Origin of the sequence: Roseofilum acuticapitatum BLCC-M154, from assembly GCF_030068475.1 — a bacterium.
Taxonomy (GTDB): domain Bacteria; phylum Cyanobacteriota; class Cyanobacteriia; order Cyanobacteriales; family Desertifilaceae; genus Roseofilum; species Roseofilum acuticapitatum.
Window position 1 is genome coordinate 72742 of sequence record NZ_JAQOSP010000041.1, and the last position, 15476, is coordinate 88217.

The window sequence follows — 15476 nt, forward strand, 5'->3', positions numbered from 1 at the left end:
TCCTCAAGTCCTACTTCCAGCACTCAATGCCAACCATATGTGGATATTGAACGTAATCTTGCCAGAAGTCTTCCCCCAATTCCCGGATTCCTGCCTCTGAAAGAGTCTGTTCATGCCAGTGAATCTCCTTAAATCCCACTTCTCTAAATGCCCATTCATAAGTCGCTTGGCTGAGGTAATAGTCTTCAATAATGACCGTTTTTCCTTCCAACTTGTATGCAAGAGTAGGTAAAGGCTGCCCTTCCTTCAGGGAGTCGCTAACAGTTTCCTCAGATCCATATTCTTCCAAGAATCGGTAGGACTCAGGTGCCCGATCCAGTTTATTGTTAATCGCGACAAAACGACCTTCCGGCTTCAGGTTGGCAGATATAGTCTGACACATTTCGAGCAGTTGTTCTTTAGTTTGGGCATGATTCAGGGAATAGGCAGCAGTCACTAAATCAAATCTGCCAATTTGTCCAAGTTTCTGCATATCGCCGAGAATATATTCAATTCCCAGAGGCTTTTTCGCTTCTTCTTCTTTGGCTAGTGTTATCATGCCCTCGGATATATCAACTCCCACAACTCGCGCAGCCCCTTTTTCCTTAAACTTGCGGCTGTAAATACCTTCTCCACAACCGAGATCCAAAATGGATTTTCCTGTAATGTCGCCCAGGAGATTAAAGTAAGTCGGTTGCTCAATATACTGATTAAAAGGTGTGTTAGGGTGACGTTTTTCTTTGTACTGCTTGGCGATTGGATCGTAAACTGACATGATTGCTTTCTAAGATCTAAGAATAACGTATAAAACAAAAATAGCATATAGTAGACCCTATCATTATACTGATTATTGTTGTTTATTTAGAAGAATGAATGAAACTGCTTTTTGTCGCTAGTCCAGTTGGGACATTAAAGTCGGGTCAGGTGGGTGGAGTGGGTATCAATATACTGAATATTAGTCAGGAAATGCTCCGACGAGGACATCAACTAAAAGTCCTAGCCCCTGTTGGCTCTGCGATTAAGTCTTTGCCTATCGAAGAAGTTGCTGGAGAGTTTCAACCCTCAGCTCCTAACCAGACTTTTAGCGATCCCGCGATCATACCCCAAAATGCTGTCCTGGCTAATATGTGGAATCGGACTCGCGAAATCCAGAATCAATATGATATTGTTTTTAACTTTGCCTATGACTGGTTACCTTTTTATCTAGCCCCATTTTTTAACAGACCTCCACTGCATCTGATCAATTTAGTGTCTTTGAGTTCAGTCATGGATCGGGCGATCAAACAAGTGGCCTATCTATGTCCAGGAACTCTAGGGGTTCATACAAAAGCGCAAGCTGAAACTTATCGAGTGCCTTTAGAATTTTTTCGGATTTTAGGTGGAGCGATTGATATTGATCGGTATGAATTCTGTCCAGAACCTGGAGATAGCTTGGCCTGGGCAGGACGAATTTCGCCAGAAAAGGGACTTGAGGATGCTGTGGCGGTAGCTGTGGCTTTAGGGATCAAGCTCAAAATATTTGGGTATTTACAGAATCCAGAGTATTGGCAACAGATTTGCGATCGCTATCCTAATGCCCCTTTGGAATACATGGGTTTTTTACCGACGGAAAACTTCCAAGCGGAATTAGGAAAATGCAAGGCTTTGCTGATGACTCATAAGTGGGTGGAGGCTTTAGGCAGAGTTGCACTAGAAGCATTAGCTTGTGGCGTACCTATAATTTCTTACTGTCGCGGCGGCCCATCAGAAATTGTGTTGGATAGTAAAACTGGTTGGTTAGTGGAACCCGATAACCTAGATGAATTAATTGTAGCTATAAGGCGGATTGACCAAATCGATCGCCATCAGTGTCGCCAACGGGCAGAAACAGAATACTCGTTACCAGGATTTGGCGATCGCCTAGAACAATGGTTTAAGGATGTTCTCTATTGATTCTAGCCAGAGCAATATTGCCATCTTGAGTCTCGAAGTCAACATTTAGGAGCTTTTCCCATCGTTTGACAATTTCTTGTTCGCCCTGCCGATTAACATCATCAATCACAATCGTACAATTCTGACTAAAAAATGGCACAAAATAAGGAACTGCGGGATATCGAGAATACTGCGTCTCTTCGGTATAAGCTGTGGGGCCATCGACCAATAACAGATCGATCTTTATATCTTGAGGAAGCTGTTTCCTCAGTGCTTCTGGATCGTACCATGGAATATCATCCAGACCCAAGCCACTAGATTTCAAAGGAGCTTCAATGAGCATGACACTATCTAGCAGTCCCTCTTTTTTTAATCCCTTCTCTAAAAAATCAAGCCATTCCTGATTGTGTTCTATGGTATATAAATGACTGTCACTATCCTTGAGTAATCGAGCCATATAAAAGGTAGAAAGCCCTCCACCGCACTCGACAATAACCCTGCGGTTATTAATCATAATATCATTGAGAACATTAACCAGTCCACTCGGTCGCAGAGCATATCCACTCCAGGGCAGGTAATTGGTGGATAAAGGAGCAAGATAATGGGTCGCCAATATATCTTTCTGCTGCTCTATTATCTCATTGAGTTGATGCACAGAATTGGCTGGATTAAATGATGATAATTGATGTTTCATAGTTTTTCACTAATTTACAAGATATTCTCCACCATCAAGGGTGATTGTACTCCCAGTGAGAAAGTCTTGTTGCAGTAAAAATAAGGCACAATCTGTAACTACTTGAGGATTCCCTGGAATTTTTAAGGGAATTCTCTGATTGGCATACTCTTGCATAAATTTTGCCGGATCGGGATCGTTATGAGGTTCAAGAATTTGACCCAAGGCTAAAGCATTAACCGTGATTCTGGGAGCTAATTCTAAGGATAACATTTGGGTCAGATCCCACAATCCTCGCTTGGTTAATCGATAGGAAAAATTACCGGGTTTAGGACGGGGAATCCGAGCATCATTAATATTGATAATTTTGCCTTGACTATCGGGGGGAAGCTGCTGGGCAAAGGCTTGGGAAAGTTGGAATGGGGCACGCAAGTTAATGGCAAAAATTTTATCCCAGGATTCTACATCAATCTGGTTAAATTGATCGTCTTGAGGATAAATGGACGCACTATTAATCAAAATATCAACTTTGCCGAAGGCTTCAACAGCTTTGGGGATAATTGTATCGGTAGCGGATGCATCAGCCAAATTGGCTGCATAAGTCACTGCTCGTACTCCGAAAGATTCTGCTTTTTCTTTGACTTCAGAGGCTGCATCAGCCGAATTTCCATAATGGATGAAGACATCACAACCTGCTTCTGCCAGAGCTAGAACGAGAGCGCGGCCAACACGAACGCCACCACCAGTAATCAGGGCTACTTTGTTCCTTAAGTCCATGAGATTAACTAATTATTCGCCTTTCTAGTCATAACCACAAGATGAGCCATTTTACAAGCTGAGGGTTTAAATCCAGCCTTTGAGACCATAGACGAACAACCCGATATATTCTTTTAAGGCGTTGGTGGTATCTCGGAGGCGACTGCTATCAGGGATGAGACTGAGTAGGGCTGATTCCCAGCTAGTCTCGGTTTCAGTGGGATTACGACCGGGGGGACTGAGGAAGTCGGTGGGGGCGGGAATGGCTTCGATACCTTGTTTTTGGAAGACGAGGAGCGATCGCGGCATATGAGTTGCAGAAGTCACCAATAATACCCGATTAATCCCCTCTTCGTCCAGAATTTGGCGCACATTCACCGCATTTTGATGGGTATTTAAGGAACTGGGGTCTTCTAAAATTGCCTCTTTTGGAACCCCCAAAGCTATGGCAATTTGGGCCATATCTGATGATTCTGGCGGCCCACCATCCTTCCAATCAATGCGTCCACCCGTGAGGATTAACCGGGGGGCTTTCCCTTGCAGATACAACTGAGAGCCATGTAGAATGCGATCGCCAGCCTCCGAAACATCCACCCAAGGCCGGGGATAAATTTGGGTCTTAATTCCCCCTCCCAGCACCACAATCGCCTCCGCAGCAGGCAAATCCTCCGGCGGAACATGGCGCAGTTCCAGAGACTGAATCAACTCCCGATTCACCCAACTATTTCCACCCAACAATAACACCAACAGCGCCAAAGACAGGGAAATCGCCGCTCGTTTGGGCCACTTCCACAGCAACACCAAAGAAACAACCATTAACACACAACTTAACCCCATTGGGTAAACAAATAAGGGAAGTAACTTAGAGAGAAATAAAAACATATAGTTAGATCGAATCCTGAACAACCCCCTTAAATTTTGGGGCTAGGGAGCGAGACGCTCCCACTCCAGTCATACACAACTTTTTCACGGACACGACAAACTGATGTACGTTCCTTGAAATTCTTACTCATTACTCATCACTCATTACTCATTTCCGCCACTTTTCTCCCTTCGTGCGATTTTGGGACAAAGAATTATTTTCTGCCCTCGGATCAGTCGGTAAACTTCGAGCATCTTCATTCACCTCTTCCTCTATTTGCCAAGAAGTTTCAATCCACCAACTGGCCACTCCTCCCACAACGCCCCAGAGTATACTCATTGCAGGAGAAAAGTTAACCAACAAAAAAGCGATCGTAAACCCCAAACCCATCAGCACCCCTGGGGGCAGTCTTCTCTTCAATTGAGAGGATACAGGGGTGTCTTCAGTTACTGGAGAGGGAGTATTAGGCGGCTGTTCCCCTTCCTTTACCATAGCTCTTATAAACCACTAGAATCAAGACTTTGGGCCTCATCTTGACTCGTTGGTAAATGTAATCCACACTCTTGTTTAAGACCTTGGAAGCGAGTATCTCGTTCATGTTCATCGTCCAAACTGAGCGGACGAGAAGAATGCCAGTCTCCCACCGTCATATACCCCTGATCAAACAAGGGATGATAGGGCAAATCATGGGCCACTAAATATTGATAAACATCCCGTGAATTCCAATTCAGAATCGGTAAAACCTTATAAATATCTCCTTGACGGTTGATAAACTGTAAACTCTTACGATGATCCGTTTGATCGCGACGCAAACCCGCTAACCAAGCCGTTACCTTAAGTTCCTTAAGCGCTCGTTGCATCGGTTCAACCTTGCGGAGTTGATCGTATTGATTCAAGGATTCCACTGTCCCTTGTTCCCAGAGCTTGCCATAAATCGCTTCCATATGGGCAGGACTCATGGGAGATTGGTAAATTTTTAGGTTCAGATTTAGCTTGTGGGTTAAATCATGGGCAAAGCGATAGGTTTCTGGGGGAAGATAGCCCGTATCAACCCATACAATCGGGATATTGGGCACAACAGAAGTAACCAAATGGAGCATCACAGCCGATTGGATACCGAAACTGGTACTCAGGGCTAGACCTTCGCCAAATGTGCTGGCAGCCCATTGAACAATATCCCTAGCTTCTATATCCGACAGTTGTTGGTGTAGGGTTTCTGTATCAAGGTTGGGTAGGGCGGTGATGGTTGAGTTCATTAATAATTCAGGTTCCCAATGGGTAGTCATGGACTTGATTATTGATATCAGGTTATCAAAGGATGGAGACAAGAGGGGAGAATTTAAACCTTAAGTTAACTGAGGATTGAGATTGGCTCTGGAGTGCTTTCTGAGTCATTTTCTTCATCTAGAAGAGGATGAAAGGAGTTTTCTGTCACTTGTGGGGTGCTAAGGGTGTCATCACTGGGCAAAAGTTTTAGGAAGGGAAGGGGCAGAAGGGAGGAGAGATTAGTGAGGGTAACGAGCAGGGCAAGGTTATCGAAGGTATTGGGGGTAATGGCAAAGCTATGCATGAGGATAGCACCTAATTCTTGGGAGAGAACATGGGCAAGGTTGGTAATGGACATGAGGAGAGCAAATAAGGTGGCTTCGATACCGGGGGGGCAAAGTTTGGCGCAGAGAACGAGAACGGGCATAAAGGCGATTTCACCAATGACGGTGAGGATGACGCTATCTCCTAAGCTAAACCATTGATCGCCGATGCCTAAGAGTCGATTGGTATGGGTAATGAGGATGACGGGGGTGAAGCCAAACAGAACGGCTATAAGGGTACTCCAGGCGAAGATTTTCCGAAAGGGAACGGCTTTGAGGAAGCGTTGAAAAATCCAAATGCCGATTAATGCAGCAATGCTGGTGAATAGACGCACCCGGCCGAGAAATTCGGGTTGAAAGCCTAATTCGTTGGTGGTGAAGAAGAAGAAGGCTGAGTCGGAGGAGGGGGTGGCTTGCCAAAGGAAGAGGAAGAGGGTGGGTTTCCAGATGGAGGGGAGCAAGATGGCTTCTTTGAGTTGTCTGACTTGGTGTTTTACGGTGTTCCAAGCGGGGGTAGGGTCGATGATGGGGGATTCGGCGATTAATGCGGCTCCTAGGGCGACGATGAGGGGGAAGATGGCGGTAATACCAAAGACTTGTTGGGGGGTGAAGAGTTCTAATAACCATCCACTTAAGTAGGCTGCGATCAGTCCGCCCAGGGCTGATGTTGCCCAACAGAGGGATTGCAGGGAGCCGAGTTGACTGGTGGTTTCGGTTCTGGCTCGTTCGACTACGAGGGAGTCGGCGATTACGTCACTGATGGCAACGGAGAGGGAGCTAAGGGCGATCGCCCCGGTTGCTGCTCCTGCATTATCGACTACTGTTGCCAAGAGTCCCCAAGATAAACTGCCCATTAAACCGGACAAAATTAGATAGGGGCGGCGACGATAGCCAAAAATGGGCAAACCATCAGAGATAAAGCCCCACAGGGGTTTAACGATCCAAGGCAGGGCTGCTACGCCAGTTAGGGCGGCAACTTGGGCGGGAGAGAGACCTAAATCATCTTTGAGAAAAAAGCTAATGGCTAGTCGAGCCAGACTTAAGACCCCTTGAACGAAATACACCAGCAAAATGCCGAGTAATTCTGGGGTGGGTTCATTACCCAATAGCAGTTTTTTAAACAGACTCTGGGAGCCAGAGGACGAAAAGCCGATCATGTTACAAATCTTTATATTCTTTGGTAACTATGATAGCGCTCTCTTTGGGGATGGGGGGATGGGGGGATGGGGGGATGGGGAGAAATTGCCTCTTCCCAATTCCCAACTCCCCATTCCCCATCTAATCTCTGGATTTTCGGGCCCCTGTCGCGGCTGCACCGTAATTAATCCGACAGCCGATGTTAAAGACGCTTGCGCCACATTCTAGGGGTACAACCTGATCGTTAAGAATGGCGCTACAGCTCACATATTCGTCACCATTGGTGTCCTTAACCATACATTCAATGGGGGTTGCGCCAGCTTGTGATGACCAGAGCTTCATACCCAAACTGGCCACTTCATGTTGCCAAAAGAAAACCGTCAGAGCGATCGCCACCAGCACCGCGCTCACCAGTCCCACCTTGACTTGCCAACTGCCCAATAAATTGCCCAACTTCGTTGGCAGAGGCTCCAGAAAGCTGGTATCCTCCTTCTTTTCGGTCACCGTTTCCACGGATTTAGACGATTCTGAATTTCCTTGAGTTTCAGACATAGTATGGCTCCTGTAGTTTTCAGCTCAGGTGAGTCTTTGTCGATAATTATAGGAGATCTCAGCAGAACGCCCAGAAGATGCAAAACTTAACATAATCTCAGAGAGCCTCTCGTCGAACTTTGTCCCCAGACTCTGATAGACTAATACACTGAAACCGGCTAAATATAAGCATTTCACTGAATGACCTCTTGGGAGAAAAACTGTGATTGAAACCACATTGGGATTAGAAATTATAGAAGTCGTCGAACAAGCGGCGATCGCCTCCGCTCGTTGGATGGGAAAAGGAGAAAAAAATACTGCTGACGAAGTAGCCGTAGAAGCCATGCGCGAACGGATGAACCAAATCCACATGCGCGGACGCATCGTCATCGGAGAAGGCGAACGGGATGACGCTCCCATGCTCTACATCGGCGAAGAAGTCGGCATTTGCTCCCGTGAAGATGCCAAAGAATACTGCAACCCCGACGAATTAGTAGAAATCGACATCGCCGTTGACCCCTGCGAAGGAACTAACCTCGTAGCCTATGGTCAACCCGGTTCCATGGCCGTACTCGCCATTTCCGAAAAAGGCGGACTCTTCGCTGCTCCCGACTTCTACATGAAAAAACTCGCCGCTCCTCCAGCCGCTCGAAACCATGTAGACATCCGCAAATCCGCCACCGAAAACCTCAAACTCATCTCCGAGTGCCTCAACCGCTCCGTAGAAGAACTCGTGGTTGTGGTCATGGATCGCCCCCGTCACAAAAACCTGATTAACGAAATTCGCAGCGCTGGCGCTCGTGTTCGCCTAATTGCCGATGGAGACGTATCCGCAGCCATTTCCTGCGCCTTCTCCGGAACCAATATCCATGCCTTAATGGGAATTGGAGCCGCTCCCGAAGGAGTCATTTCTGCGGCTGCCATGCGCTGCTTAGGCGGTCATTTCCAAGGGCAACTGATCTACGATCCAGAAATCGTCAAAACCGGCTTAATTGGTGAAAGCAAAGAAAGCAACCTCGAACGTCTACGCAGCATGGGCATCGAAGACCCCGACCGTGTATACAATGCTGAAGAACTCGCCTGTGGAGAAACCGTCTTATTTGCCGCTTCCGGCATTACCCCAGGAACCCTCATGGATGGTGTACGCTATTTCCATGGCGGCGCAAGAACTCACAGCTTGGTCATTTCCAGTCAGTCTAAAACCGCTCGGTTTGTAGACACCGTTCATATGTTTGACTCACCAAAAAGCATCCAATTAAGATAGGATAACTTTTCAACTACAGTAATTTCTGCTGTCGAAGATCCCCCCAACCCCCCTTAAAAAGGGGGGCACTAACATAAACTGCTCCTTTTTTAAGGGAGAACTGTACAAAAGAGTTCCCTTTTTTAAGAGAAAGCCGCACAAAAAAGTCCCCCTTTTTAAGGGGGATTTAGGGGGATCGAACTTTTCTTCATAAATCCGCCCGAAATCTTAGCAAGTTGCCATTAACAAACATTAAAAAATGAATGTTGCAGTTATCGGTTTAAGTCATAAAACAGCCTCCGTTGAAGTTCGCGAAAAACTCAGTATTCCCGAACCTCAACTCGAACAAGCCATAACCACCCTCAAGCTCTATCCTCATATCGAAGAAGTAGCCATTCTCAGCACCTGTAACCGCTTAGAAATTTATGTGGTGATTAGCGACAATCAACAGGGAGTCTGGGAAGTTACCCAATTTCTTTCCGAACATAGCCAACTGCCTCTGGCTCAATTGCGTCCTCACTTGTTTATCCTCCTCCATGAAGATGCAATTATGCATCTAATGCGCGTGGCAGCCGGATTAGACAGCTTGGTACTCGGTGAAGGGCAAATTTTATCCCAAGTTAAACAGGGACATAAACTCGGTCAACAGTATAAAGGTGTAGGTCGGATTCTCAACCGCTTAATGAAACAAGCCATTACTGCGGGGAAACGGGTACGCACAGAAACCAATATTGGTACAGGAGCCGTTTCTATTAGTTCAGCAGCCGTTGAACTGGCGCAAATGAAACTCGAAACCCTGGAAGGATGCAAGATTGCCATTATCGGCGCGGGTAAAATGTCCCGGTTATTGGTACAGCATTTGCTCTCCAAAGGTGGGACTCAAATTAGCATCGTCAATCGCTCTATGCAGCGAGCGGAAGAACTCGCTGGTAAGTTTAGCGATGCTTCTTTAGCACTCCATCCCATGGGAGAAATGATGGACGTGGTTCAGGCATCCGATTTAGTCTTTACCAGTACCGGAGCAACTCAACCCTTATTAAATCGCGCTAATTTAGAACCCATTGTTAACCCAGAAAAGCCCTTAACTTTGATTGATATTTCCGTTCCTCGGAATGTGGCTGCTGATGTGAGTGAGTTGCCCTCAGTCAAGCCCTATAATGTGGATGACTTGAAGGCAGTGGTGGCTCAAAATCAGGAAAGTCGCCGCCAAATGGCGATGGAAGCGGAAAGCTTATTGGAAGAAGAAGTTGAAGCTTTTGAGGTGTGGTGGCGCAGTCTGGAAACTGTACCCACGATTAACGGTTTGCGCCATAAAATTGAGACCATTCGCGAGCAAGAGTTAGAAAAAGCCCTTTCTCGTTTGGGGTCTGAGTTTGCGGAGAAACACCAAGAGGTAATTGAAGCGCTCACCCGTGGAATTGTGAATAAAATTCTTCATGACCCTATGGTACAACTACGGGCGCAACAGGATATTGAAGCCCGCAAGCAAGCCATGGATACCTTGAATACGTTGTTTAATTTGGAAATTGAGGCAGCTTCTAGTAATCAATATAGCTAGAAGGAATCCATGAATAATTATTCATGGGGATTTCATAGTCATTCAAAACTAATATCCTGGATCTGTAGGGGTCAACAGCCGTTGACCCCTACTGCCGTGACACAGCGAAAAATGTGCATTAGCGTAGGGTGGGTTAGGCGGCTAAAACCTAGACTGTGATAGCAATCTCTCAATCCGCCGTAACCCACCATTTTAGGGTTGTCACGGCACTACAATGCACAGAGGGAGTTATATCAAATTTTGATATGATATCAAGTCCGGTTTCCGCAAGCGGACATGAAAATTTGTTAAGAAGCGGGCAAGATGCCTGCACTCCTCTCCTCGTATCGCCGCACTACAATGAAGAGAAGCGACGCAACCGAAGTGCGAAGGAGGATAATCTATGACTCAAAGTACGGAAAAAATTATCTTACCGCCTCCTTTCCCCGACCATACGCAACTGCCAGAGGAGGATGGTACTTTTGTGAAAAATTTTCAGGAGCATCCCCAGAGTATTATCTTGACGGATTCTCTCGGCCCGATTTTAGAGCAACTTCATCCAGATGGGCAATATGCGATCGGGCAAGATAGCGGCATTTATTGGCGGGAAACCGACCCACCCCAAGATGGAGCCGAAGCGCCAGATTGGTTTTATGTCCCCAATGTCCCCCCAGATATTGATGGACAATATCGCCGTTCTTACGTGATCTGGCGGGAATTGATCGCCCCCTTAATTGCCATAGAATTGGCCAGTGGCAACGGGAACGAAGAGAGAGACACAACAGCTTTATCCCAACAGAATTTAGAGGAGAAAAAACGACCGGGAAAATTTTGGGTGTACGAGAATATTATCCGCATTCCTTATTATGGAATTTATGTGATTCAAACCGGAGAATTGGAGGTTTATAATCTAGTTCGTGGCTCTTATGAACGGATGAGTCCGAATGAGCGAGGACATTATCCCATTGAGCGATTGGGAGTAGAGTTAGGCTTATGGCAAGGCAACTATCAGAATCAGAACCAACTCTGGTTGAGATGGTGGGATAGTGAGGGAAATTTGTTGCTCACTGGATGGGAACAAACGGCGCTCGAACAGATGCGGACTGAACGAGCCGAGTCTCGCGCTCAGGAAGCTGAGTCTCTTGCTCAACAGGAGCGAGAACGGGCCGAGCAAGCTGAATCTCGTGCCCAACAAGTCCAGCAAGCAGCCGTGTCTCGTTTATTAGCCATGGGATTGAGTGCAGAAGAGGTGGCTGCAACCCTTAATTTAACGGTGGAACAAGTCAATTCAAGTCAAAATTAAGATTCTGTCAGGGGCAAGGAAGGTATCAATTCTCTACTTGTGCAAATCCCCCTTTTCTGGTGGTTGATCTGAAAAGGGGGATTTTTCTCGGATTGTAGTATAATTTATGGATGTATCGATTCAATGATTATTCTGGTCGCCAATGTTGAGAAATGGGTGCAGAGAATCCGGTTTTACCCTGATTGAGGGATTGGTAGTTATTGCCATAATTAGTATTTTAATGGCGATCGCCCTACCGAGTTATTTGCGGTTTGTGCAGATTCAGCGCCTCAACTTAGTCAGAGAGCAGATTCATCTCGCCCTTAAAGAAGCCCAAAGCAACGCCAAACGGGATAAAATCGTGTGGCAAGCCAGTTTTAGGAATAACCCCCATCCTCAATATAGCGTACATCAACGGTTACCCAGTGGCTCTGATTTAACCGGCTTAAATTGGCAAGACTTAGATCGGAATATGCTCATTATTGATGGTAATAATCAAAACGAAACCACATTTTATCAATACACCAGTGGTGTAAATAAAGGCATCTGGCGGATGCAATTTAATCATCACGGTCATCCCAATGGTCAATTAGGTAGAATTACAGTAGGCTTTAAGGATAGCGATCCAGAAAATAAGCACAGACCTCTGCGGTGCGTGATTGTCTCCACCTTATTGGGAGCCATGCGAACATCCCATGAACAAAGGACAAAGCAAGATAGCAGATATTGTTATTAATCGAAAGATAGCCCAAGGGACGACTTGAGAGGGCTACATGCGCTTCTAGGATCAGAATTTTTTCCAGAATTGGAATTTTGTGTAAATAGGCATACATTTTCTAAAGGGTTCTGGTACTCTGAGACAGTACACTTCACAGGCATGGTAAATAAAACTATGGCGACAATCGCTTGTGAGTATAAGCCAGGGTTAGAAGGCATTCCCGCAAGTCAATCAAGCATTAGCTATGTTGATGGGGGAAAAGGACTTTTGGAATATCGAGGCATTTCCATTACCGAACTAGCCCATAAAAGCAACTTTATTGAAACGGCCTATCTCTTAATCTGGGGCAAACTCCCCACCAAAGAGGAATTGGCGCAGTTTGAAGCCGAAATTCGTCATCATCGACGCATTAAATACCGGATTCGGGATATGATGAAATGCTTTCCCGAATCCGGACATCCGATGGATGCTCTGCAAGCCTCAGCAGCAGCATTAGGCTTATTTTATTCCCGTCGTGCTTTGGATGACCCTCAATACATTCGAGATGCGGTGATCCGCTTAATTGCTAAGTTACCCACCATGGTAGCGGCATTTAAGTTGATGCGTAAGGGTAACGATCCGATTCAACCACGCGATGATTTGGATTATGCGACTAACTTCTTATATATGTTGACCGAAGAAGTCCCCGATCCGATCGCCGCCAGGGTATTCGATGCCAGCATGATCCTTCATGCCGAACATACCATGAATGCCTCAACCTTCTCAGCGCGAGTTACCGCTTCTACCCTTACAGATCCTTATGCAGTGGTTGCTTCTGCGGTTGGAACCTTAGCCGGGCCTCTCCATGGAGGAGCCAACGAAGAAGTCTTAGAAATGCTAGAGGAAATTGGTTCAGTGGAAAATGTACGCCCTTACATTGAAAACTGTGTTGCCAACAAGAAGAAAATCATGGGTTTTGGCCACCGCGTGTATAAAGTCAAAGACCCCAGAGCCAAAATTTTGCAAGAATTAGCGGAACGGCTATTTAAGCAAAAAGGACACGATCGCTATTACGATATCGCCGTTGAAGTCGAAAAGGTTGTAGAAGAACAATTAGGAGCCAAAGGCATTTATCCTAATGTAGATTTCTACTCCGGACTGGTGTATCGGAAAATGGGTATTCCCAGCGATTTATTTACCCCCATTTTTGCCATGGCACGGGTGGCAGGTTGGTTGGCTCACTGGAAAGAACAACTGGGAGAAAACCGGATTTTCCGACCGACTCAGGTCTATGTGGGGAACCATGAGGCTGAGTATCTTCCCATAGCTGAACGATAACTCATATCAAGTCCGGTGAATGGGTTAAGAAGTGGGTTAACCTGGATCTGCGGGTTAACCCCCTTTTTAGACCAATCGCCTACTTACCCATTTCAGTCATCTGTAGCATCATCTTGCTGATTCTGTTGATTGAGTAGAATATCGAGGATGCGGCGATTCTCCGTTTGCAGTCCACGAGTCTCTTCTTGGAGTCTCCGAATCTCTTCTTGTCGTTGATCCATTCTCTGAAATAACTGTCGCCGCTCTTCCCCGGCTTCTGCTGCGGCATTGGCTAGAGCTTGAATCACACGAGCATTACTTTCGATCAGGCGATCGTAGTTCTTAGCTTTTTCAAATAACTGTTGCCGCTCTTCCCTCGCTTCTGCTGAGGCCTGGGTTAGAGCTTCTATCATACGACTATTGCTTTCCAGGATGCGCTCATGCCTCTCGGCTGCACGAGCATTACTTTCCAGGATGCGCTCATGCCTCTCGGCTGCACGAGCATTACTTTCAATGAGATCGGCTAAACGGTCTAACCGTTCATCATCCCAACGCCCTGTACTCATCCATGTGTCTCCTTAATTGCTCATATCATTTTTTGATCTTACATAACCGGAGCTTGGGTGTTGCGATCGCCGGCCGCCAGGTCTCTCCCCATTCCGCCAGGGGACTATTTATGGTCAAATAGGAAGCATGTTGATGGGTCTAATTAGAAGATCAGACCCAAAAAACCCTCAATAAACTCTAAAATCCATAAAGGAAGCCTGACTTCCTTTCACTGGAATCGCGAGGAAAGATGAATTTAGGAATTGACTTACAAAGAAGTTTTATCGAATTGCTGACGAACTTCGGTCTACCCCAGGGAGCTGCCAAAGCCTTGTGGATTCCCCTACCCATGTTAGTGGTTCTGGTGGGCGCAACAGTCGGCGTATTGGTCACCACCTGGCTAGAGCGAAAAGTATCAGCAGCCGTGCAACAGCGCATTGGCCCCGAATATATGGGCCCCTTTGGGGTCTTAGTTCCCGTTGCCGATGGTCTCAAACTCTTGCTCAAACAAGATATCATCCCCGACAAGGCCGATCCCATTTTATTTACCCTAGGGCCAGCCCTAGTGGTGATTCCGGTCTTTTTGTCCTTTCTGATCGTGCCCTTTGGAGAAAACCTGATGATCTCCAATCTGGGAATTGGGATCTTTTTGTGGATTGCCCTTTCTAGTGTGGCCCCCATTGGCCTGTTAATGTCAGGCTATGCCTCCAATAACAAGTATTCCCTCTTGGGAGGACTGCGGGCAGCCGCGCAATCCATTAGCTATGAAATTCCCTTAGCATTCTGCGTACTGGCGATCGTCATGATGTCCAATAGCCTCAGTACCATCGATATTGTCGATCAACAATCCGGTTATGGCATCCTCGGCTGGAATATTTGGCGGCAACCCGTAGGCTTTATCATTTTCTGGATTGCTGCTTTGGCTGAATGCGAGCGCCTACCCTTCGATTTACCCGAAGCCGAAGAAGAATTAGTCGCTGGATACCAAACCGAGTACACCGGCATGAAATTTGCCCTGTTTTATCTCGGCTCCTATGTGAACCTGGTACTCTCCGGTCTTCTCGTAGCCGTTCTATACTTAGGGGGATGGGAATTTATTATTCCCATTGAGCAGGTCGCCCAGTGGTTAGGCATACCCGAAACCACCGCCTGGTTACAAGTGCTAATGGCGAGTTTGGGAATTACCGTGGTAATTTTCAAAACCTATTTACTGGTCTTTATTGCTGTTCTCTGTCGGTGGACGCTGCCCCGCGTGCGGATTGACCAACTGTTAGATTTAGGATGGAAATTCCTTCTACCAGTTTCCTTAGTCAATCTTCTATTGACCGCAGCTCTGAAGTTAGTCTTTCCCTTTGCCTTTGGCGGATAGTGGACAGTTATCTATTTTGTGGAGTTACGAGGGATTAATCCATCATG

General features: G+C 46.4%; 16 protein-coding genes. 7 read left to right on the forward strand and 9 right to left on the reverse strand.

The genetic code is table 11. The features are described 5' to 3' along the window. Positions 1–10: 10 nt before the first annotated feature. Positions 11–754 (reverse strand): class I SAM-dependent methyltransferase, encoded by a 744-nt coding sequence (locus tag PMG71_RS06145; RefSeq protein ID WP_283752775.1) that lies wholly within the window; start codon positions 752–754, stop codon positions 11–13. Between the two features lie 98 nt (positions 755–852). On the opposite strand from PMG71_RS06145, the gene PMG71_RS06150 reads away from it, so the two are divergent. After that, entirely contained in the window at positions 853–1911 is a 1059-nt protein-coding gene (locus tag PMG71_RS06150) for a glycosyltransferase family 4 protein (RefSeq protein ID WP_283752776.1), read from the forward strand. Here the strand turns inward: PMG71_RS06150 and PMG71_RS06155 are convergent. From PMG71_RS06155 to PMG71_RS06185, 7 genes are all read right to left on the reverse strand, one after another. After that, positions 1892–2584, reverse strand: a complete 693-nt coding sequence (locus tag PMG71_RS06155; RefSeq protein ID WP_283752777.1) for a class I SAM-dependent methyltransferase — start codon at positions 2582–2584, stop codon at positions 1892–1894. The genes PMG71_RS06150 and PMG71_RS06155 overlap by 20 nt on opposite strands. Before the next feature lie 9 nt (positions 2585–2593). Further along, a complete protein-coding gene (locus PMG71_RS06160) occupies positions 2594–3340 on the reverse strand; it encodes an SDR family oxidoreductase (RefSeq protein ID WP_283752778.1) in 747 nt (248 codons plus the stop codon). 66 nt (positions 3341–3406) lie between these two features. Next, complete coding sequence (locus PMG71_RS06165) at positions 3407–4201, reverse strand: YdcF family protein (RefSeq protein ID WP_347179210.1); 795 nt, start codon at positions 4199–4201, stop codon at positions 3407–3409. A 148-nt stretch (positions 4202–4349) separates the two neighbouring features. After that, positions 4350–4673 (reverse strand): hypothetical protein, encoded by a 324-nt coding sequence (locus tag PMG71_RS06170; RefSeq protein ID WP_283752780.1) that lies wholly within the window; start codon positions 4671–4673, stop codon positions 4350–4352. A 5-nt stretch (positions 4674–4678) separates the two neighbouring features. Next, on the reverse strand, positions 4679–5467 hold the full coding sequence (gene cysH, locus PMG71_RS06175; protein ID WP_283752781.1) for a phosphoadenosine phosphosulfate reductase: 789 nt from the start codon (positions 5465–5467) through the stop codon (positions 4679–4681). A 65-nt stretch (positions 5468–5532) separates the two neighbouring features. Further along, positions 5533–6927: a folate/biopterin family MFS transporter gene (locus PMG71_RS06180; RefSeq protein WP_283752782.1), complete on the reverse strand. Its 1395-nt coding sequence runs from the start codon at positions 6925–6927 to the stop codon at positions 5533–5535. Positions 6928–7048: 121 nt separating this feature from the next. Continuing rightward, the gene (locus PMG71_RS06185) at positions 7049–7459 is read right to left on the reverse strand and encodes a hypothetical protein (protein ID WP_283752783.1); all 411 of its coding nucleotides are present in this window, start codon (positions 7457–7459) and stop codon (positions 7049–7051) included. Positions 7460–7664: 205 nt separating this feature from the next. Between PMG71_RS06185 and glpX the strand changes: the two genes are divergently transcribed. The 5 genes from glpX to PMG71_RS06210 all read left to right on the forward strand — a co-directional run bounded on the left by glpX (position 7665) and on the right by PMG71_RS06210 (position 13535). Further along, positions 7665–8702, forward strand: a complete 1038-nt coding sequence (gene glpX, locus PMG71_RS06190; RefSeq protein ID WP_347179213.1) for a class II fructose-bisphosphatase — start codon at positions 7665–7667, stop codon at positions 8700–8702. Between the two features lie 238 nt (positions 8703–8940). After that, positions 8941–10239, forward strand: coding sequence for a glutamyl-tRNA reductase (locus PMG71_RS06195; RefSeq protein ID WP_283752785.1), 1299 nt, complete (start codon positions 8941–8943; stop codon positions 10237–10239). Between the two features lie 382 nt (positions 10240–10621). Next, positions 10622–11521: a Uma2 family endonuclease gene (locus PMG71_RS06200; protein WP_283752786.1), complete on the forward strand. Its 900-nt coding sequence runs from the start codon at positions 10622–10624 to the stop codon at positions 11519–11521. Positions 11522–11663: 142 nt separating this feature from the next. Continuing rightward, on the forward strand, positions 11664–12236 hold the full coding sequence (locus PMG71_RS06205) for a pilus assembly FimT family protein (RefSeq protein ID WP_283752787.1): 573 nt from the start codon (positions 11664–11666) through the stop codon (positions 12234–12236). A 156-nt stretch (positions 12237–12392) separates the two neighbouring features. Further along, positions 12393–13535 carry a citrate synthase gene (locus PMG71_RS06210; protein WP_283752788.1) on the forward strand — a complete coding sequence of 381 codons (1143 nt, stop codon included), beginning with the start codon at positions 12393–12395 and terminating at the stop codon, positions 13533–13535. A 92-nt stretch (positions 13536–13627) separates the two neighbouring features. Here the strand turns inward: PMG71_RS06210 and PMG71_RS06215 are convergent, their stop codons facing one another. Next, positions 13628–14080 (reverse strand): hypothetical protein, encoded by a 453-nt coding sequence (locus PMG71_RS06215; protein ID WP_283752789.1) that lies wholly within the window; start codon positions 14078–14080, stop codon positions 13628–13630. Between the two features lie 230 nt (positions 14081–14310). Between PMG71_RS06215 and nuoH the strand changes: the two genes are divergently transcribed. After that, positions 14311–15429 (forward strand): NADH-quinone oxidoreductase subunit NuoH, encoded by a 1119-nt coding sequence (gene nuoH, locus PMG71_RS06220; protein ID WP_283752790.1) that lies wholly within the window; start codon positions 14311–14313, stop codon positions 15427–15429. Positions 15430–15476: the final 47 nt, after the last annotated feature.